The sequence below is a fragment of the Thermus altitudinis genome, assembly GCF_022760835.1.
Classification (GTDB): Bacteria; Deinococcota; Deinococci; order Deinococcales; family Thermaceae; genus Thermus; species Thermus altitudinis.
In genome coordinates this window covers 154,202-172,981 of the sequence record NZ_JAKTNQ010000001.1, presented here as the reverse complement: position 1 = coordinate 172,981, position 18,780 = coordinate 154,202, and the positions used below count along the sequence as shown (strand labels likewise).

The following is an 18,780-nucleotide window of genomic DNA, read 5'->3' as shown; positions in this document are numbered from 1 at the left end:
CCAAAGGCCATCCGGCGCACCTTAAGTAGGGTTTCTATGGCTTCAGGCGCTTCTGATACCGAATCAGGCACATGTGTAACCGAAGGGAAACCGTATGAACCGCAAGCTTCTCAACGGACTTCTGCTCCTTGGCCTTTTCCTGCTGGCCCTCCTCATGGTCTGGAAGCCCTGGGCCCCAGGGGAGCCCAAGGTAAAGCTGGGCCTGGACCTTAAAGGAGGCCTGCGCATCCTCCTCGAGGCCGCCGTGGAAAGCCCCACCCCCGACGACCTGGAAAAGGCCCGTACCGTCCTGGAAAACCGCATCAACGCCCTGGGAGTGGCGGAACCCCTGATCCAGATCCAGGGGCAAAAGCGCATTGTGGTGGAGCTACCAGGCCTCTCCCAGGCGGACCAGGACCGGGCCCTTAAGCTCATCGGCCAGCGGGCGGTCTTGGAGTTCCGCATCCTCAAAGAGGGGGCTACGGGCACCACCGTGGCCCAGATCAACCAGGCCCTTAGGGAAAACCCCAGGCTTAAGCGGGAAGAGCTGGAAAAGGACCTCATCAAGCCCGAAGACCTGGGCCCAGCCCTTCTCACGGGTGCGGACCTGGCCGATGCCCGGGCGGTCTTTGACCAGTTCGGCCGCCCCCAGGTCTCCCTCACCTTCACCCCAGAAGGCGCCAAAAAGTTTGAGGAGGTCACCCGGGCCAACGTGGGCAAACGGCTCGCCATCGTCCTGGATGGCAAGGTTTACACCGCCCCCGTCATACGGCAGGCCATCACCGGGGGCCAGGCGGTGATTGAGGGGCTTTCCGGCCTCGAGGAGGCCAGCGAGATCGCCCTGGTCCTGCGCTCCGGGGCCCTACCCGTAGCCCTGGAGGTGGCGGAGATCCGCTCCATAGGCCCCACCCTGGGCCAGGATGCCATCCAAGCCGGCATCCGTTCCGCCCTCATCGGCACCCTGGCCATCTTCCTCCTCATCTTCGCCTACTACGGCCCAAGCCTGGGCCTGGTGGCCTCCTTGGGCCTCGTCTACACCTCGGTGCTGATCCTGGGGCTCCTTTCCGGCCTAGGGGCCACCCTTACCCTCCCCGGCATCGCCGGTCTCGTCCTCACCCTGGGGGCGGCGGTGGACGGGAACGTGCTTTCCTTTGAGCGCATCAAGGAGGAGCTTAGGGCGGGGAAGAGGTTCCGCCAGGCCATCCCCGAGGGCTTCAAGCACTCCACCCTCACCATTCTGGACGTGAACGTTGCCCACCTGTTGGCCGCTGCCGCCCTTTACCAGTACGCCACCGGCCCCGTCAGGGGCTTCGCCGTGGTCTTGGCCATCGGGGTGGTGGCCAGCGTCTTCTCCAACCTGGTCTTCAGCCGCTACCTCCTGGAGCGCATGGCGGACCGGGGTGAGATCAAGCCTCCCATGTGGCTGGTGAACCCCCAGTTCAACTTCATGGGCCCGGCCCGCTTCATCACCCTAGCCACGCTGCTCCTGGCGGTTCTGGCCGCCGGGGTGGTCTTTACAAAGGGGTTCAACTACTCCATTGACTTCACCGGGGGGACGGCGTATACCCTGCGCACCGGCCCCGAGGTAGGGGTGGACAGCCTAAGGCGTTTCTTAGAAGCCAAGGGTTTTCCCTCCAAGGAGGCCGTCATCACCCAAGTACAGGCCCCCACCGCCGACTACAGGGAGTTCTCCCTTAAGCTCCCGCCCCTTCCCGACGAAAAGCGCCTCGAGCTGGAGCGGCTTTTTGCCGGGGAGCTTAAGGCGAGCGTCCTCACCTCGGAAACCGTGGGTCCGGCCATCGGCTCGGAGCTTCGCCGCAATGCGGTGATGGCCGTCTTGGTGGGCCTAGGCCTCATCCTTATTTACGTGGCCTTCCGCTTTGACTGGACCTTTGGCGTAGCCAGCGTCCTGGCCGTGGCCCACGACGTGGCCATCGTGGCGGGGATGTATAGCCTTTTGGGCCTGGAGTTCTCCATCCCCACCATCGCCGCCCTCCTCACCATCGTGGGCTACTCCATCAACGACTCCATCGTGGTCTCCGACCGTATTCGGGAAAACCAAAGGCTCATGCGGGGCATCCCCTACCGGGAAATGGTAAACCGCTCCATCAACCAGACCCTCTCCCGCACGGTGATGACCAGCCTCACCACCCTCCTGCCCATCATCGCCCTCCTCTTCCTCGGGGGAAGCGTCCTCAGGGACTTCTCCCTGGCCATCTTCGTGGGCATCTTCGTGGGCACCTACAGCTCCATTTACGTGGTGAGCGCCATGGTGGTGTTCTGGAAAGAGTTGCGCCAGCGCCAGGCCAAGAAATCCACTTAGAGACCGCCCGGAAGAAGGCAACAACCCCAACCCGGGGACGAAAAGGGATCCCCGGGTTTGGGTTACCTTCCATCCCAGCTCCGTTGAGAGGGGCCGAGGTATTGACCAGGCGCCGGTTTAAGGGGTTCCTGCCTCCAAGCCCAACTCCTCCAATGCCCTCTGCCGAAGGCGAAGGGCCTCCTCCTGGGCCGGGGTGCCGTAAAGCCGCCGCAGAACCTCCTCATCCAGGGGATCCAGGCGCAAGGCCAAAAGCCAGTCCTCAAACCTCGGGCTTTGCAAAAGGGCCTGCCGCCGTTCCTCCAAATAGGCCCTGGCCTGGTCTTCAAGAAAAGGGTGGTCCAAACCCAGATAGGGTGGGGCAAGGGGAGCCTCGGGATCCCAAAGGTCCACGTACAGTTCCGGGACTTCGCCAACGAGGCCATAGGGTTTTTGGCGCAGGAAATAGGGCTTGGCGCCCCTGGGACGCCCCGGCTCCAGGGCGTTCACCACCTCCCACCACAGCACCCGGAACTCCCCCGGGGAAACCGCCAAGGCCTCCAGGAGGTCCTCCTTCTCCCAGTCCGAAGCCGTCAAAAGGGCCAGGAGTAGCCGGGCCTTATCTCGGCGGAAGCGCACGGGGCGTCCCTCCACCCGGACCTCAAACCCCCCAAGCACCCGGATCTCTACCCGGACCCCTGGATGGTAGGGGACCCCAAGGCGACCGAGCCGCCAAAGGGCCCGGCGCACCCGGGCAATAGGGGGAGAGAACAGCGTTCTTCCAGCCAAGAAGGGGTAAGCCAGCAGCAGGCTTTCCCAACCATCCCGGAAGGGATAGGCCCCCATCAACGCCCGAAGAAACGGGTCCAGGAGGGGTAGGGCGGGTAGGGGGAACACCAGTCCCCGGCGAAGCCAGGCCATCGCCACCATGAGCGTGAGAAAGCCCTCCACCCAAAGATCCCCTGCGGTCCGGGCCAGGCGCACCATCTCCTTATAGGCTCCCTCATCCCCTAAGGCGGCTAGGCCCCCCAAAGCCTCCACCTCGAGCCGCGCCGGACCCCCCTCGGCCATGGCCAGGGCGGACCGATAAGCCGCACCGGCCTCCTCAAGGCGCCCTAAAGCCAAAAGGGCATGCCCCCGCCTGGCCTGAGCCAGGCTCATGCCGAAGGGACTTCCTAGCACCTCGGCCTCCCTCAGACCCCGCTCCGCCCAGCGAAGGCCCTCTTCCGCATCCCCGGCCACGCATTCCAAAAGAGCCCGGAGAAGGGTTCCCTCCCGGTGGTTTTGCGGTGGCCGATGCAAGCCAGGGTCCGCGCTTTCCCGCAACAAGGCCAAGGCTTTCCCTGGCCTTCCCTGCCTAAGGAGAAGCCGAGGCCCAGAAAGCCCAAGGGCCTCAGCTTCCTTTACCTGGCCCTCGTTCAGGAGGTTCTCCGCTAAAAGGGGGCGGGCTTCCTCTGGGAAGAGCTTCAAAGCCTCCTCCAGGTAGGGACGTCCTCGCGCCGGCTCCACCGTGTCCAGGAAAAGCCGGGCCAAGCCCAGGTAAGCCCGGGTCTCCCCTGCCCTCAGGGCTTTTTGGTAGGCAGCCTCCGCCTCCTGGTAGCGCCCCGCCTGGCGCAAGGCCTCCGCTTCCAAGAGGTCGAGCTTATGCCGCCCTCGCCGCAAGGCTTCCGGCAGGTGGGCCAGGAGGCGCAAGACGGTGTAGGTGAGGCCGCGGGCCAACCAGGAGAACCCCTCCTGCGCCAAAAGATCCGCCACGTGGCCGAGCCTTCCCGCCTCCAGGAGGAACTCGGCTGCCCGAATCCCCTCCCCCCGGGCTAGGGCCTCCTCCGCCGCCTTGGTGAGGAGCCCCCGGGCCTCCGCCTCGGGAAGAAGGGTCTTGAGGGCACTGCGCACCAGGGGATGGAAGTAGAGTTTCCCCTCCCGCCTCTCTAGCAGAAGGTCCTCGGCAAAGGGTAAGAGGGCCTGGCCTTCCGCCTCTGGGACCTCCCCCAAAAGGGCCAGCCTCGAGGCCGCCTCCAACACCCCCCGAGGAAGGCCATAGGCCAGATAGGCCAAAAGCCCCTCGGCGCTCTCCAAAGCCAGCTCTGGCCTGAGCCCCCGCCGCATGGCCAAAAGGGCAACCCGGAGACCCAAGGGCCATCCCTTCACCAGGGAGAGGGCCCTTTCCACCTCAAAGGCCGGAAGCTCCGGGGCCAACGCCTTGGCCAGCTGGCAGGCCTCCTGGGGATCAAAGGCCAGCTCCCGTTCGGAAAACACCGTGAAAAAGGCAAAGGGCGTGGCCCTCCGTGAGAGGAGCAGAAGCCTTATACCCGGAAGGCGCACTAGCCCTTGGACCACCCTAAGCACCCCGGGACTCTCTGCCCGATGCGCCTCATCCAGAACCAAGAGGTGGGAGCCCAGAGGCTCCAAGGCTTGGATCAAGGCCTCTAGAGCACGAGGCCAGGCCCCCGCCTCCAAAAGCCCCGCCACCTCAGCCAACCCCACCCGCTCCCGGTAGGCCGCCAGGAGGTGCCAGAGAAAAACCGCCGGGTCCTTGGCCTCCTCTGCCAGGGCCAGGTAGACCCCCGTGAACTCAGAGGCCAGGCTGGTCTTCCCGTACCCCGCCCCTCCGGCTAGGACCACCCCCGGGCTATGGCGGAACGCTTCCTCCACCAAGCGCCGAGGGCGGTCCCGCCGCACCTCCTTGGCCGTGCGCGGGGGGAGGAGCCTCGAGGGGGGCACCGGATAGGGCATGCTCACATTCTCCTAGTATCCAGGCCTCCGGGCAATGGCCCATTGACTCCGCCCCAGGCAGAAGGCCTGGCCCCGTGGAGGCTACCCCCAGGGAAGGACACCCCTCGTGTAACGGGGCTGTAACACCCAGAAGCTAACCTTGAGGCAAATGTTCGTCCGAGGGCTGGGGATTTACCTACCCGTCAAGCGCGTGTCGGCAGAGGAAATCGCCGCATCCTCGGGGCTTCCGGCAGAGGTGGTTCGGGAAAAGCTGGGGATCGTGGAAAAACCGGTACCGGGGCCCGAGGACCACCCCGCCGACATGGCCCTTTGGGCCGGCCAAGCCGCCCTCAAGGCGGCGAACATCCCTGCGGACGCCATCGACTGGGTGATCTCCATCGTGGAGGAGTACAAGGACTATCCCGTCTGGACCACAGCCCCCTACCTGGCCTGGGGCCTCGGGGCCTCGAGGGCCAAGGGGCTGGATCTCAACCAGAAGTGCGCCTCCCTCATGGGAGCCCTGGAGGTGGCCCGGGGGCTTTTCGCCACCCGCAAAGAGGCCCAGGTGATCCTGGTGGCGGGGGGCTACCGCAATGGGGACCTGGTGGACTACCAAGACCCCAGCACCCGCTTCCTCTACGACCTCGCCGCAGGGGGAGGGGCTGCGATCCTCACCCGGGAGGGACCTGGGCTACGGCTCCTGGGCCTTGCCCACCGCATGGACCCCACCCTGGCCCTGATGGTCAAGGTGCCTGTGGGGGGAACGCGAAGCCCGTTAAATCCGGGCAACCTGGCAGAGTTCCGCCTGCGCGTGGAAAATCCTCAGGCTATGAAGGAACGCCTAGACCGCAGCTCCATCCCCACGTTCCTGGAGGTGATACGGGAGGCCTTGGGGGAAGCCGGCTATACCGAGGCTGACCTAGACTACCTGGCCCTTCTTCACATGAAGCGCTCCGCCCACCGGGCGGTGCTGGAAGGTCTGGGCCTGAGGGAAGACCAGTCCATCTATTTGGAACGGTTCGGGCACCTGGGCCAACTAGATCCTATCCTCTCCCTGAAGCTGGCCTGGGAGGAGGGGCTTTTGCGGGATGGAAGCCTGGTGGCCTTGGCGGCGGCAGGGGTGGGTTACTTCTACGGGGCAGCGGTGCTCCGTCTGGAAGGAGGGCTTTATGCTTGAGCCCAACTGGCTAGGAAGGCTTGCCGTATACCACCCCAAGCGCCAGGCCCTCTGGTTTCGCGGTGATTGGCTGACCTATGGGGAACTGTACCAAAGGGCCCGGAGGGCGGCAGGGACCCTGCAGAAGCTGGGGGTAGGCCCAGGGGACCGGGTAGGCCTACTGGCTTGGAACCATCCCGCTTACCTGGACCTCCTTTTCACCGCCCCCCTCCTAGGCCACATCCTCACTCCCTTCAACCACCGCCTGAGCTTGCCCGAGTTGCAAGCCCTTTACGCTTACACCGAACCTCAGGTGCTCTTCTACGGGGAAGGGTTCCAGGAAATGGCCCGGGCCCTTGATCCAAGGGCCCTTCCCCTCGAGGTCCTCCTCGAGGGAGCGGAAATAGAGGAGGCTACCAGGGTAGACCTGGAAGACCCTGCCCTCCTCCTCTTCACCGGGGGCACCACCGGCCTGCCCAAAGGCGCCCTGATCCCCTACCGTCAGCTTCTGATCAACGCCATCCAGACCGCCTTTTCCTGGGGGCTTACCCGGGAGGACCGCTACATCCTGGCCACCCCCATGTTCCACGCCGCCCTGAACGCCCTAGCCACCCCTCTCCTTTACCTGGGGGGGAGCGTGGTGATCCAAGAGCGCTTCCGCCCTGACGAGTACCTAGCCCTGGCCCAGGCCCACCGCCCCACCATCCTCTTCCTGGTACCTACCATGTTCCAGATGCTCCTGGAAACCCCTGGCTTCGCCGAAGCCGACCTTTCCTTTGTCCGCTTCGCCATCTCTGGGGGAGCCCCCTGCCCTAGCCCGGTGCGGGAAGCCTTCCGCAGGAAAGGGGTGCGCTTCAAGCAGGGCTACGGCCTCACGGAGTGCGGCGTGAACTGCTTCACCCTGGAGCTGGAAGAGGCCGAGGCCTACCCCGAGAGCGTGGGCCGGCCCATGCCCCACTTGAAGGCCCGCCTGGTGCGGGAGGATGGAAGAGAAGCCCAGGTGGGGGAAGCCGGGGAGCTTTGGCTTTCGGGAAGCGTGGTCATGAAGGGGTATTTCCGCCGCCCCGAGGAGAACGCCAAGGCCTTCGTCTATGACGGGGAAAGGCTCTGGCTTAGGACCGGGGACCTGGCCTTCCAAGATGAGGGAGGCCGCTTCTACATCGCAGGGCGCAGGAAGGACATGTTCATCTCGGGGGGGGAGAACGTCTACCCCGGGGAGGTGGAGCGAGCCCTTTACGACCACCCAGCGGTACGGGAGGCCGCCGTGGTGGGGGTAGCGGACCCCAAGTGGGGTGAGGTGGGGGTAGCCTTCGTGGTCCTAAGGGAACCGCTAGAGTCAGAGGCCCTTCGCGCCTTCCTGCGGGAGCGCCTGGCGGGGTACAAGGTCCCCAAGCACATCGTCTTCATGGAGGAACTCCCCAAGTCCGGCCCAGGAAAGGTGCATAAGGAAGCGTTGAAGAGAATGTGGGAGGCGGAGCATGGCCAGGCTTAGGTACCGCATAGAAGGTAGGGGTCCTAAGGTAGTGCTTCTCAACGGGATCTTTCAACGCCTGGAGAGCTGGGATCCCGTGCTGCCCCACCTCGAGGGCTACACCGTCCTCCGCTACGACATGCGGGGCCAAGGGGAAAGCGAAGCCCCAGAGGGTTTCTACACCCCAGAGGTCCACGCCCAGGACCTCCTCGGGCTCCTCGAGGAGCAGGGCTGGGAAGACGCCGCCTTAGTGGGCCTTTCCAATGGGGGGATCGTGGCCTTAAAGGCCGCCCTCCTGGCCCCTCATCGCTTCCGGGGGCTGGTTCTGGTCTGCACCACCCCCTACCTGGACCCCGCCTTAAGGGCCAAGGTGGAGAGCTGGCTTTACGCCCTTAGAGCTGGGGGCACCCCCTTGCGCCTTAGGGTAGCCCTACCCTGGGTATTTGGGGCCCACTTCCTCAACACCCACCCCGACCTTTTAGAGGAAGAAGGCCTTGCTTCCCTGATGGCCCAGTCTCCGAATGAGAAAGCTCAGGAAAGGCTTCTTTTAGGTTTTCTTGCCCTACAGGACCTCAGGCCTGAGCTTCCGCGCCTTGCCTTACCCGCCTTGGTCCTTTATGGGGAGGAAGATCTGCTTTTCCCCAAGCCCTATGCGCAAGCCTTGGCTGAGGCCCTTAGGGCAGAGCTTCAAGCCTTGCCTACGGGCCATGCGGCGTCCCTGGAGGACCCCCCTGCCTTCGCCCGTGCCGTGAGGCAGTTCCTGGAGGTAGTCCATGCTTAGCTACTTGGAAAGCGGTACCGGAACCCCGGTGGTTTTAGTCCACGGCAACTTTGCCTGCAAGGAATGGTGGCGGGAACTCTTGCAAGATCCCCCAGAAGGGGCCTGGCTCCTGGCCCCTGACCTGCCGGGCTTTGGTGAAAGCCCGGTTCCTGAGGATTTCTTCCCTTCCGTCCCCGCCTACGCAAAAGCCCTTACAGACTTTCTGCGGGAAAAGGAGGTAGAGGAAGCCATCCTGGTGGGTCACTCCCTAGGGGGTGCGGTGGTTATGGAAGCGGCGGACGAGAAGACACGGGGGCTGGTGCTCATCAACTCCGCCCCACCCTCGGGGTTGAAAACCCCAGAAGCCTATTACCCTATCCTGGAAAGCTACCAGTACAACCGGGAAGCCCTGGCCCAGGCCCTAGCTGCCATGGCCCCCACCCGTAGACCCCCCTGGTTCCCCGAGCTGGTGGAGAAAGCCCAAAGGATGCACCCCGCCCACTTCCAAGGCAATGCCCGGGCCCTGGCGGCGTGGCGGCTGGAAAGGGCGTACCCGGGGCCGGTTCTGGTGATCCACGGGGCCATGGACCCCCTCGTGACCCGGGCCCTGGCCGAGGAAACGGCGGCTTTCTTCCCCAGGGGTAGGCTTTTGCTTCTAGAAAACATAGGCCACTCAGTGAATCTGGAAAATCCCGGGTTGCTAAAAGGCATCTTAGAGGACTTCCTCAAGGAGGTGCACGGTGAAATTCAAGGTGGGAGATAAAGCCAGCTACACCCAAACCATCTCCGAGACCCACGTGGCCCTTTTTGTGGGAGCAGTAGGGGATACCAATCCCTTACATGTGGACGAAGCCTATGCCCAAGGAAGCCGCTTTGGCCGGCGCATCGCCCAGGGGATCCTGGTGGCAGGCCTCATCTCCACGGTGATCGGCACCAAGCTCCCGGGCACCGGGGCTGTATACCTCTCCCAGACCTTGCGCTTCCTAAAGCCTACCTACCTGGGGGATACCATCACCGCCACCGCAACGGTGAAGGGAGTGCGCGAAAGGGAAAAGGGGGGATTCGTCCTCACCCTTGACACCGTGTGCACAAACCAGCGCGGAGAAACGGTTATAGAAGGCGAGGCCGTGGTGCTTTACGAGGAGCCTACGGGCGCAAAGCCCTAGGGAAAGGAGGCGCGTATGGGAAAAGTAGTGGGATTTTTGGTTCTGTTGGCCGGGCTCGCATGGGCCCAGGTTCCCCTGAAGGTGGGGGTCATCCTCCCCCTCTCCGGGGCCTCTGCGGTTTCGGGTAAGGCAGCGCTGAACGGCATCCAGCTGGCCGCCGATGAGGCCAACGCCGCCGGTAAGGTGAGGCTGGAGCTGGTGGTGGTAGACGACGGCACCGACCCTGCCAAGGCGGTTCCTGCCTTCACCAAGCTTATGACCGTGGACAAGGTGGACATCGTGATCGGCGGCCTAGCCAGCGGTGTCACCTTCGCCCTCTCCGGCCCCGTGAAGCAGTACGGCCCCCTTTTCCTGGTTATCGGAGCCGCCAGCTCTGTAGTAGAGCAGGCTTTTGAGGGATATCCCCTATTTTTCCACTATCACCCCTGGGACTACCACAATGTGGCCGCCGCCCTGCAGTTCTTCCAGTATTTGAACCGGGAACACGGAGCTAAGAAGGTGGCCATCCTCTACGAAGACGGGCCCTTCGGCTCCGCAGGCATCGGGGTTTACAAACAGCAACTGGAAAAACTGGGCTACCAGGTACAGGCGGAACCCTTCAAGGCAGGGAGTGGGCAGTTTACCGCCATCCTGACCCGCTTCCGGGCCTTTGCTCCCGACATCCTTTACTGGATTGGATACGATGTCGACGCCTTGCCCATCGCCACCCAGGCCAGGCAGGTGGGGCTCAGGCCCAAGCTCATCTATGGCGCTCCCCCCTCCTGGCCCATCGGTTTTGAGAAAAACCCCCTTTCCAATGACATCGCTGGCATGACCGCCTGGTTACCCACGGTGGCCAACGCCGAGTCCCGGCGCTTCGTGGAAGCCTACCGCAAGAAGTACGGGGAAGTCACCGAGGAATACATGGCCCCCATGGGCTACACCATCCTCAAAAGCCTAGCCCTGGCGGCGGAAAAGACAGGCAGTGCCGACAAAAACCGCATTGCCGAGGCCTTGGCTGGCCTCAAAATGCCCACGCCCTTTGGCCTTCTGTCCTTCAAACCCTCGGACACGGGCCGCACCAAGTACCAAGGGTTTGGCTCGGAGATCTGGTTCCAGTTCCAGTACCTCCAGGGAAGCCGTCGCCCCGTTTTCCCCAAAGAAGTAGCCACAAGGCCCTTGCGCTACCCCGGGGAGTACTACCTAAGATAGGGAGCCTCTAGGAAGACCATGGAGCTCCTGTTGCAAACCCTCCTAAACGGCATTCTCATGAGCGGCATCTACGCCCTGGTGGCCACGGGTCTGGCCCTTTCCCTAGGGGTGGTGGGGATCGTCAACTTCGCCCACGGGGAGTTTTTGATGATGGGGGCCTTCCTCTCCTACCTGCTCTTCGCCTTCCGGGGGATGGACCCCCTCCTCTCCCTGGGCCTGGCCTTCCTCGCCGCCTTCGTGGTGGGTGCCCTTACCTACCAGGGCTTGATCCGACCAGTGTTGCGGGCCGCCGAGCTCAACCAGATGCTCCTCACCTTCGGCCTGTCCATCCTCCTGCAAAACCTCGCCCTTCTCCTGTTCGGGGCCGATACCCGGGTGGTGGCCCCGCCTTACCAGGCCACCACCCTCTCCTTAGGACCCTTCTTCCTAGGAGTTGTGCCCTTTGGGGCCTTCTTGCTTTCCCTTGCCATCCTCCTAATGCTCCAGGTCTTCCTTACCCGAAGCCGATTCGGCCTCGCCATGCGGGCCGTGTCCCAAAACCGTCTAGCTCCTGGCCTTTTGGGCATCGAAGCGGACAAGGTTTATCTCCTGGCCTTTGGCCTTGCCGCTGCCCTAGCCGGCGTAGCCGGGGTCATGTTATCGGTGATGCTTTACGCCAGCCCCACCGTGGGTTTCGTCTTCACCCTGAAGTCCTTTGCCATCGTGGCCCTGGCCGGGCTTGGCAACCTGAAGGGGGTGGTGCCCGCCGCCTTGGTGCTCGCCATGGCGGAGGCTCTGGTGAGTACCTATCTACCGGGAGGGGGCGGGCTTGTGGAGGCGGTCTTCTTTCTGGTTCTGTTTTTGGCCCTGGTAGGCCGGGCCTGGAGGAAGGCATGAAGGGTTTCGGCCACTTCCCCTTGATTCTCCTCTCCCTCGTCCTCTTTGCCCTGCTACCTTTTCTTCCCTTCGGGGTTTGGCAGGCCTTTCTCCTGGACGTGGGCTTTTTCGTCCTCCTCTTCACCGCTCTAGCCCTTTCTTGGGACTTGGTGGCCCGGACAGGGCAGCTCTCCCTAGCCCACGGAGCGTTCTTTGGCTTGGGGGCGTACAGCGCCGGGCTTCTGGCTCCGCAACTGGGTACCCTTCCCGCCCTCCTCTTGGGGGCCCTGACAGCGGGAGCCGGTGCCCTCGTCCTAGGGTCGGTGACCCTTCGCCTCCACGGCCTGTACTTCGCCATCGCCAGCCTGGCCTTCAGCGAGGTGTTGCGCACCCTGGCTTTGAAGCTACCCTTTACAGGGGGACCCATCGGTCTGCCTGTGCCCCCTCCTTTTGCCGGAGCCTGGCCTTTGGCAACGTACTACCTGAGCTTTGGCGTTCTCCTTCTGGCAACGGCTCTAAGCCTTTGGGCGGAAAGGAGCCCCTTCCGCCTCGCCCAGGCCGCCACCCGGCAATCGGAGGCCGTGGCCCGGGTCTTAGGCGTGCGGGTGGTTCAGGTGAAGCTTTGGTCCTTGCTCCTGGGGAGTTTGGTTGCCGGACTTGCCGGTGGCGTCTACGGGATGAAGACCTTGTTTCTCTCCCCTTACGATGCCTTCAGCTTGGGAAGGGCTGTGGAAGCCCTGGTCATCCCCATTTTTGGTGGCCTCTACACCACCTTGGGGCCCTTGGTGGGCGGAGTGGTGTTGGTAAGCCTCGAGCAGGCCCTCAGGCTTTGGATCAAAGAGGGTTACCTGGTGGTCTACGGAGCCATCCTCATCTTGGTCATTCTCTTCCTCCCCCGCGGACTGGTGGGGATACTGGGGAGGCGCCGTGGGTAAGGTCTTGGAAGCGGCAGGGGTAAGCAAGCGCTTCCTGGGGCTCCAGGCCCTAAAGGAGGTAACCCTCCATCTGGAGGAGGGGGAGATTTTAGCGGTGATCGGCCCCAATGGGGCTGGCAAAAGCACCCTCTTGAACCTTCTTTCAGGTCTAATAAAGCCCGACCAGGGCCGGATCCTCTTCCTGGGGCAAGACATCACCCACCTCCCTCCGGAAGCCCGCACCCACCTGGGCCTAGGGCGGGCCTTCCAGATCGTGCAGCCTTTTCCCGAGCTAACCGTGCGGGAGAACCTTCTGGTAGGGGCCCTCTTTGGCAAGCCAGGAACGTCCCGGAAGGAAGGGGAAGCCTGGGTGGAGGAGGTGTTGCGCCTCACGGGGTTGCAATCTCGGTCCGAAGCCTTAGCGGGGGATCTCACCCTTTTGGAGGACAAGCGCCTGGAGCTGGCCCGGGCCCTGGCCACCCGGCCCAAGGTTCTCCTCCTGGACGAGGTGATGGCCGGTCTCCGCCCCAAGGAGGCGGAGGAGGCGGTGGCCCTGGTTAAGCAGATCCGTGAAACCGGGGTTTCCATCCTTTTCATTGAGCACGTGATGCCGGTGGTGCGGACCTTGGCCGACCGGGTGGTGGTCTTGGATTACGGCGAGGTGATCGCCGAAGGCACCTACCAGGAGGTGGCGCAGGACCCAAGGGTGCGGGAGGCTTACCTGGGGAGGAGGGCATGAGGCTCGAGGTGCAGAATCTGGAAACGGGGTACGGCAAAGCCCAGGTGCTCTTCGGCCTAGACCTGGTGGTGGGCGAAGGGGAACTGGTGGCCCTTCTGGGAGCCAATGGGGCCGGCAAAACCACCTTGCTTCGGACCATCTCCGGGCTGATCCCGCCCTGGCGGGGAAAGGTCCTTTGGGATGGGGAGGACCTCCGGAGGTTTTCCCCGGCCCGACGGGCCCGGCTTGGTCTCGGCCATGTACCGGAAGGCCGGCAACTCTTTCCCCTGATGACCGTGGAGGAAAACCTCCGTCTAGGGGCTGCTTTTCTGGCCCCGGAAAGGGAGAGGGAGGGTTTTGAACGGGTCTTTGCCCTCTTCCCCCGTCTATACGAAAGGAAGAGGCAACTGGCAGGTACCCTCTCCGGGGGGGAACAGCAGATGCTGGCCATCGCCCGGGCCCTCATGGGCTTCCCCAAAATCCTCCTGGTGGATGAGCCTTCCCTAGGACTCGCCCCCCGCCTAGCCGAGGAGGTGCTCCTTTCCCTGAAGCGGGTGGTGGAAGAAGGGGTGGGGGTGTTGCTGGTGGAGCAGAACGTGGCCCTTTCCCTCGAGGTGGCGGCCAGGGCCTATGTGGTGGAACACGGCCGCATTGTGCTGCAGGGCCTGGCCCATGCGGTGCTGGAAGACCCTCGCGTTCGGGAGGCTTACCTGAGCCTGTAAAAGCCCAGAAAATCCTAGACTGGCTAAAGAGTGGCCCCCACCGCGCGATACAGGTACAGGGCCATACTCACCAGGCACAAATCCTCCACCCGGCTAAGGCAAAGACCCGCCAGGTTCTCGGCCCGATGGAGCCTGTAAAGAACCGTGTTGGGGTGGAGGTCCAATCGGCGGGCCGTTTGCTTTAGGGAGAGCCCGGACTGCAAGTACACCTCTAGAGTAGCCAATAGCTCAGGGTAGGCTTTGAGAGGAGCCAGTAGCCCGAGGAGCCGCTCCCTTCCCTTGGGGGAATCTAAGGCAATGGCCAGAGGCCACAAGAAGCGGGTGGGATACAGGCCCGGAGGTAGCTGCAGACGACCACCCAAGGCCAAGGCCTCTTCTAGACCCGCCCTTATTTTGAGGGCATCTGTCCCTTCCTCTCTCCAAAGCACAGCTCGACACTTGCGTGCCAGGCCCTTAAGCTCCTCTTCCACATCGCAAAGCGGTGCAGCCAAAAAAAGGAGTACACCAAAAGGACTCTGTTCGTAGAGCACTGCTTCAGGGGAGAGGCTTATATGGCGAGGGGCCAAGGCAACAACTCCCGCATCGGCAAGCCTAACCCCGATTCCCACAACCGGTCCCCGGGAGAGCTTCCCCTCAAAGGCCAGCTCGTAGCCCTGAGCCGAGGCCTCGCTAACCCGGTCCAAGAGCTCCAGCACACGAGGAGCGAGCTCCATCAAACAGCCTGGCGCAGAGGCCTTTAAAGCTTCCAGGGCATCTTTAGCCCATAGGCGGTAGGCTCGGAGCAGAGCCGGGAGGGATACGCCTTGGCTCCGCCGACGTTGGCCCACCGCAATAGCCAGGTTCTCCACCTCATCGCCCCCCTCGAGGGCTTTCAAACACTCATACGAAACCACCGCCACATCCCCCTCGAGGATGCGTGTATCCAGCCGAGCATAATCGGGGATCTCCCGGGCATAGTGCCAGGCCATGGTTTTAGCCCAAGACCAAAACGTCCGCTGAAGGGCACCCATGCTTCTCCCTCCTTGGCGTTCTCTCAGTATAGCAGCCGTTACCTTGAGATATAGCACAAAGTTTGTCGGCCTGGCTTAGGGGGGTACCACAGTGTACAACCACCCACCGTACACCTAAGCTTAAGGGCGAAAGGAGCTAGCCAAAGCCCAGGAGGAGGTGATGGTCAAGAACCTCATCGGAGCCCATTGGCAGGAGGTCTCCCGTCCCACCCTCCCCGTGTACAACCCCGCCACGGGGGAGGTCATCGAGGAAGTCCCCCTCTGCGGGAAGGAGGAGGTGGACCAGGCGGTGGCCGCGGCCAGCAGGGCTTTCCAGACCTGGAGCCGCACCCCTCTCATGGAGCGGGTCCGCCTCATGTTCCGCTTCAAGGAGCTCTTGGAGCAGCACTTCGAGGACCTGGCGCGCTTGGTCACCCTCCACCATGGCAAGACCCTGGAGGAGGCCCGGGGGGAGGTGCGCCGGGGTATTGAGGTGGTGGACTTCGCCTGCGGCGCCCCCACCCTGCTCCAGGGCCGGACCCTGCGGGAGGTCACCGGCGGGGTGGACCAGAACCTCTTCCACTACCCCCTGGGGGTGGTGGCCGGCATCCCCCCATTCAACTTCCCCGTGATGATCCCCCTGTGGATGTTCCCCATCGCGGTGGTGGCGGGGAACACCTTTGTCCTCAAGCCCTCCGAGCGGACCCCTTTGGGCGCGGTGCGCCTGGCCGAGCTCTTCCTAGAAGCCGGCTTCCCCGAAGGGGTCCTCAACCTGGTCCATGGAGCCCAGGAGGCGGTGGAGGCCCTGGTGGGCCACCCGGAGGTCAAGGCGGTCCAGTTCGTGGGCTCCGAGCCCGTAGCCCGCAAGGTCTACCAGCTGGCCGCCCAGCACGGCAAGCGGGTTTCGGCGGCGGGCGGGGCCAAGAACCACCTGGTGGTCATGCCGGACGCCGATCTGGACCAGGCCGTGCCCGCCATCCTCAACTCCGCCTTCGGCAACGCCGGGGAAAGGTGCCTGGCGGGAAGCGTGGCCGTGGGGGTGGGGAGCATCGGTCCCGAGCTTTTGCAGAGGATTGTGGAAAGCGCCCGCCGGTTAAAGGTGGGGCCGGGATGGGAGGAGGGGGTACAGGTGGGCCCCCTGATCCGGGAGGAGCATCGGCGAAAGGTGGTGGGGTACATCCACAAAGGCCTGGAGGAGGGGGCCAGACTGGCCCTGGATGGCAGGGGCATCGAGGGGAAGGGCTTCTTCCTGGGGCCCACGGTGCTGGACCGGGTCTCCCCGCGCATGGTGGTGGGGCGGGAGGAGATCTTTGGACCCGTGCTCTCCGTTTCCTACGCACCAAGCCTGGAGGAGGCCATTGCCCAGGCCAACGCCGTCCCCTACGGCAACATGGCCACCCTCTTCACCCAAAGCGGCCGGGCCGCCCGGGAGTTCAGGGAACGGGTCCAGGCAGGGATGGTGGGGATCAATGTAGGGGTGGCCCAGCCCTTCGCCTTCTACCCCTTCTCTGGCTGGCGGAACTCCTTCTTCGGCGACCTGCACCCCCATGGCCCAGATGCCTTCCTCTTCTACACCCAACGGAAGGTGGTGGTGGAACGGTGGTAATGCGGGCAGCGGTCTTGGAGCGGGTGGGAGAACCCTTGAGGGTAAAGGAAGTGCCCATCCCCGAGCCTAAGACCGGGGAGGTCCTGGTCCGAGTGGCCGCCTGTGGGGTTTGCCATACCGACCTCCACGTAATCAAAGGGGAGGTGGCCTTCCCCACTCCGTGCGTGCTGGGGCACGAGATCTCTGGCAGCATAGTCGCTTTAGGCCCTGGGGTGGAAAGCCTGAAGATAGGCGAAAAAGTAGTTTCCAGTTTCATCATACCCTGCGGCGGCTGCTACTACTGCCTGCGCGGGGAAGAGGACCTCTGCGAAAGATTTTTCAGCTACAACCGTCTTAGAGGCGTCCTCTACGACGGAGCTACCCGGCTGTTCGATAAAGATGGGAATCCCATATGGATGTACTCCATGGGGGGCCTGGCGGAGTACGCGGTAATTCCCGCCACAGACGTCTTCCCCCTACCAGAGGGCATCCCTTTGGAGGAAGGATCCATCCTCGGGTGTGCCCTTTTCACCGCTTACGGCGCGGTGAAGACCGCGGGCCTGGAGGGTGGGGAGTCTGTTGCCGTGGTGGCCACCGGTGGGGTTGGCCTAGGCATCGTCCAGATCGCCAGAGCCTTTGGTGCCTACCCCGTGGTAGCCATAGACGTCCGGCCAGAAAAGTTGGCCAAGGCAAGGGACCTGGGAGCAACCCACGCCCTCACCCCAGGGGAGGCCCTGCAAGCCGTACGGGACTTGACCGGAGGCCGGGGAGTGGACGTGGCTTTCGAAGCTTTGGGCAAACCGGAAACCTTCCGCCTGGCCCTGGATCTCCTCAGGGATGGGGGAAGAATGGTGCCCGTGGGCATCGCCCCTCAAGGTATGGAAGCCGGGGTGGAGATCACCCGTGTGGTAAGGCGCAAGCTCAGGATTCTAGGCTCTTACGGGGCCAAGCCCCGTAAGGATATGCCCACCCTTCTCCGGCTGGCCCAAGCCGGGATTGTTAGGGTGGGCACGGAGGTCACCGATCGCTTCCATTTGGAGGAGGCCGACCTGGCCTACCGTCGGCTGGACAAGGGAGAAATCATAGGCCGGGCGGTGGTGGTGATGGGAGGTGAAACATGAAAAAGCAGGCGGCAACCAAGAAAACGGCAAAGCGGGTTCTGGCGGATCGGCGGACCTTTCTGAAGGCAGGAATCGCCCTGGGCGCCGCCACCTTTAGCAGGCCCGCCCTGGCCCAAAGGCGCCCTGAGGTGCGCTGGACCATGGCTACCTCCTGGCCAGCCACTATTCACCTCCACCACATGGCCCAGTATTGGGCCAAGAAGGTGGAGGAGATGAGCAACGGCCGAATGGTGGTGGATGTCCAACCAAGTGGCGCTATTGTGGGAGCCTTTGAAGTCCTGGATGCTGCCCACTCCGGCGTCGTTCAAGCCATGCACAGCTGGAGCGCTTACTGGATAGGGCGCAATCCCGCCGCCGCTTTCTTCGCCTCTGTCCCCTTCCTCTTTAGCCCCCTCTCCCACCTGGCCTGGGTTTACGAAGGAGGTGGCCTCCAGTTCTGGCAGAAGATCTACGATGACTTAAGGCTGAATGTAAAAGTCCTTCCCTGCGGCATTACCCATGCGGAGCTTGTGGCCTGGTCCCACAAACCCCTGCGCCGGTTGGAAGACTGGCGGGGTCTGAAGTATCGAGCGCCCGGGATCTGGGGTGAAATCCTGCGCGGATTAGGGGTGGCGGTGGTAACCCTGCCGGCGGCAGAACTCTACACCTCCATGGAGCGTCGCGTCATAGACGCCACCGAGTTCAACACCCCCTATACCGACTATCTACTCCGCTTCCACGAAGTGGCCCGCTATTTCACGGGACCAGGTATGCATCAACCCACGGTACTCTTTGAGCTGGTCATCAACAAGACCGCATGGGACCGGTTGCCGGGAGACCTCAAAGCGATAGTAGAGGAAGCCGCCAAGGCGACCACCCTCTGGGGCTTGATCTATGACCTGCACAAAAGCATGGAATACATAGACCTCTTCAAGCGGCGTGGCAACCAACAGGTGTCCGTAGAGCGGCAAACCCAGTGGGAGATTTACAAAGTCGCCATGGATTACCTTAAGAAACAGGCCGACGCTAACCCCTTCTTCAAGCAGGTGCTGGATTCGGCCTTGAGCTACCATCGCCGCTACGCTGCTTACGACGAATTGATGACCCCGATCCCTGTTCGGGAAGCCCACCGGGTGCCCCAACCCTATCGGGTGATCTAGCCC

The 18,780-nt window shown here is 63.3% G+C and carries 16 protein-coding genes; 14 read left to right on the top strand and 2 right to left on the bottom strand.

From position 1 onward, the window contains the following. The first annotated feature begins 94 nt into the window (after positions 1–94). Complete coding sequence (secD, locus tag L0D16_RS00840; RefSeq protein ID WP_243029448.1) at positions 95–2,302, top strand: protein translocase subunit SecD; 2,208 nt, start codon at positions 95–97, stop codon at positions 2,300–2,302. Between the two features lie 117 nt (positions 2,303–2,419). Here secD and L0D16_RS00835 read toward each other — a convergent pair whose 3' ends face one another. After that, on the bottom strand, positions 2,420–5,011 hold the full coding sequence (locus L0D16_RS00835; protein ID WP_243029447.1) for a MalT transcriptional regulator family protein: 2,592 nt from the start codon (positions 5,009–5,011) through the stop codon (positions 2,420–2,422). 148 nt (positions 5,012–5,159) lie between these two features. Between L0D16_RS00835 and L0D16_RS00830 the strand changes: the two genes are divergently transcribed. Genes L0D16_RS00830 through L0D16_RS00785 form a run of 10 tightly spaced genes read left to right on the top strand, consistent with a single transcriptional unit; the run spans position 5,160 to position 13,943 of the window. Further along, entirely contained in the window at positions 5,160–6,167 is a 1,008-nt protein-coding gene (locus L0D16_RS00830) for a 3-oxoacyl-ACP synthase (protein WP_243029446.1), read from the top strand. After that, positions 6,160–7,638: a class I adenylate-forming enzyme family protein gene (locus L0D16_RS00825; protein WP_243029445.1), complete on the top strand. Its 1,479-nt coding sequence runs from the start codon at positions 6,160–6,162 to the stop codon at positions 7,636–7,638. Before L0D16_RS00830 ends, L0D16_RS00825 begins: the two co-directional genes overlap by 8 nt. Then, positions 7,625–8,398, top strand: a complete 774-nt coding sequence (locus L0D16_RS00820) for an alpha/beta fold hydrolase (protein WP_243029444.1) — start codon at positions 7,625–7,627, stop codon at positions 8,396–8,398. Before L0D16_RS00825 ends, L0D16_RS00820 begins: the two co-directional genes overlap by 14 nt. After that, positions 8,391–9,140: an alpha/beta fold hydrolase gene (locus L0D16_RS00815; protein ID WP_243029443.1), complete on the top strand. Its 750-nt coding sequence runs from the start codon at positions 8,391–8,393 to the stop codon at positions 9,138–9,140. The genes L0D16_RS00820 and L0D16_RS00815 overlap by 8 nt, the downstream gene beginning before the upstream one ends. Then, entirely contained in the window at positions 9,118–9,543 is a 426-nt protein-coding gene (locus L0D16_RS00810) for a MaoC family dehydratase (RefSeq protein WP_243029442.1), read from the top strand. Before L0D16_RS00815 ends, L0D16_RS00810 begins: the two co-directional genes overlap by 23 nt. A gap of 15 nt (positions 9,544–9,558) precedes the next feature. Then, on the top strand, positions 9,559–10,734 hold the full coding sequence (locus L0D16_RS00805; protein WP_243029441.1) for an ABC transporter substrate-binding protein: 1,176 nt from the start codon (positions 9,559–9,561) through the stop codon (positions 10,732–10,734). 18 nt (positions 10,735–10,752) lie between these two features. Beyond that, complete coding sequence (locus tag L0D16_RS00800; protein WP_243029440.1) at positions 10,753–11,610, top strand: branched-chain amino acid ABC transporter permease; 858 nt, start codon at positions 10,753–10,755, stop codon at positions 11,608–11,610. Continuing rightward, positions 11,607–12,524 carry a branched-chain amino acid ABC transporter permease gene (locus tag L0D16_RS00795; protein WP_243029439.1) on the top strand — a complete coding sequence of 306 codons (918 nt, stop codon included), beginning with the start codon at positions 11,607–11,609 and terminating at the stop codon, positions 12,522–12,524. Before L0D16_RS00800 ends, L0D16_RS00795 begins: the two co-directional genes overlap by 4 nt. Next, a complete protein-coding gene (locus tag L0D16_RS00790) occupies positions 12,517–13,242 on the top strand; it encodes an ABC transporter ATP-binding protein (RefSeq protein WP_243029438.1) in 726 nt (241 codons plus the stop codon). Before L0D16_RS00795 ends, L0D16_RS00790 begins: the two co-directional genes overlap by 8 nt. After that, complete coding sequence (locus L0D16_RS00785) at positions 13,239–13,943, top strand: ABC transporter ATP-binding protein (protein WP_243029437.1); 705 nt, start codon at positions 13,239–13,241, stop codon at positions 13,941–13,943. The genes L0D16_RS00790 and L0D16_RS00785 overlap by 4 nt, the downstream gene beginning before the upstream one ends. Before the next feature lie 23 nt (positions 13,944–13,966). Here L0D16_RS00785 and L0D16_RS00780 read toward each other — a convergent pair whose 3' ends face one another. Continuing rightward, positions 13,967–14,911, bottom strand: coding sequence for a PucR family transcriptional regulator (locus L0D16_RS00780; RefSeq protein ID WP_243029436.1), 945 nt, complete (start codon positions 14,909–14,911; stop codon positions 13,967–13,969). A gap of 202 nt (positions 14,912–15,113) precedes the next feature. Here L0D16_RS00780 and L0D16_RS00775 point away from each other — a divergent pair, with 202 nt between their 5' ends. From L0D16_RS00775 to L0D16_RS00765, 3 genes are read left to right on the top strand one after another with little or no spacing between them, the layout of a single operon-like run. Beyond that, positions 15,114–16,538, top strand: coding sequence for a CoA-acylating methylmalonate-semialdehyde dehydrogenase (locus tag L0D16_RS00775; RefSeq protein ID WP_243029435.1), 1,425 nt, complete (start codon positions 15,114–15,116; stop codon positions 16,536–16,538). Next, positions 16,538–17,638, top strand: coding sequence for a zinc-binding dehydrogenase (locus tag L0D16_RS00770; RefSeq protein WP_243029434.1), 1,101 nt, complete (start codon positions 16,538–16,540; stop codon positions 17,636–17,638). Before L0D16_RS00775 ends, L0D16_RS00770 begins: the two co-directional genes overlap by 1 nt. Continuing rightward, positions 17,635–18,777, top strand: a complete 1,143-nt coding sequence (locus L0D16_RS00765) for a TRAP transporter substrate-binding protein (RefSeq protein ID WP_243029433.1) — start codon at positions 17,635–17,637, stop codon at positions 18,775–18,777. Before L0D16_RS00770 ends, L0D16_RS00765 begins: the two co-directional genes overlap by 4 nt. Positions 18,778–18,780: the final 3 nt, after the last annotated feature.

What these genes read in the sequence shown, in the direction of transcription:
- L0D16_RS00775 (WP_243029435.1), top strand. Translation starts at nt 15,114, where the DNA reads ATGGTCAAGAACCTCATCGGAGCCCATTGGCAGGAGGTCTCCCGTCCC.
- L0D16_RS00800 (WP_243029440.1), top strand. Translation starts at nt 10,753, where the DNA reads ATGGAGCTCCTGTTGCAAACCCTCCTAAACGGCATTCTCATGAGCGGC.
- L0D16_RS00770 (WP_243029434.1), top strand. Translation starts at nt 16,538, where the DNA reads ATGCGGGCAGCGGTCTTGGAGCGGGTGGGAGAACCCTTGAGGGTAAAG.
- secD (WP_243029448.1), top strand. Translation starts at nt 95, where the DNA reads ATGAACCGCAAGCTTCTCAACGGACTTCTGCTCCTTGGCCTTTTCCTG.
- L0D16_RS00825 (WP_243029445.1), top strand. Translation starts at nt 6,160, where the DNA reads ATGCTTGAGCCCAACTGGCTAGGAAGGCTTGCCGTATACCACCCCAAG.
- L0D16_RS00765 (WP_243029433.1), top strand. Translation starts at nt 17,635, where the DNA reads ATGAAAAAGCAGGCGGCAACCAAGAAAACGGCAAAGCGGGTTCTGGCG.
- L0D16_RS00805 (WP_243029441.1), top strand. Translation starts at nt 9,559, where the DNA reads ATGGGAAAAGTAGTGGGATTTTTGGTTCTGTTGGCCGGGCTCGCATGG.
- L0D16_RS00780 (WP_243029436.1), bottom strand. Translation starts at nt 14,911, where the DNA reads ATGGCCTGGCACTATGCCCGGGAGATCCCCGATTATGCTCGGCTGGAT.
- L0D16_RS00815 (WP_243029443.1), top strand. Translation starts at nt 8,391, where the DNA reads ATGCTTAGCTACTTGGAAAGCGGTACCGGAACCCCGGTGGTTTTAGTC.
- L0D16_RS00795 (WP_243029439.1), top strand. Translation starts at nt 11,607, where the DNA reads ATGAAGGGTTTCGGCCACTTCCCCTTGATTCTCCTCTCCCTCGTCCTC.
- L0D16_RS00820 (WP_243029444.1), top strand. Translation starts at nt 7,625, where the DNA reads ATGGCCAGGCTTAGGTACCGCATAGAAGGTAGGGGTCCTAAGGTAGTG.
- L0D16_RS00830 (WP_243029446.1), top strand. Translation starts at nt 5,160, where the DNA reads ATGTTCGTCCGAGGGCTGGGGATTTACCTACCCGTCAAGCGCGTGTCG.
- L0D16_RS00835 (WP_243029447.1), bottom strand. Translation starts at nt 5,011, where the DNA reads ATGCCCTATCCGGTGCCCCCCTCGAGGCTCCTCCCCCCGCGCACGGCC.
- L0D16_RS00785 (WP_243029437.1), top strand. Translation starts at nt 13,239, where the DNA reads ATGAGGCTCGAGGTGCAGAATCTGGAAACGGGGTACGGCAAAGCCCAG.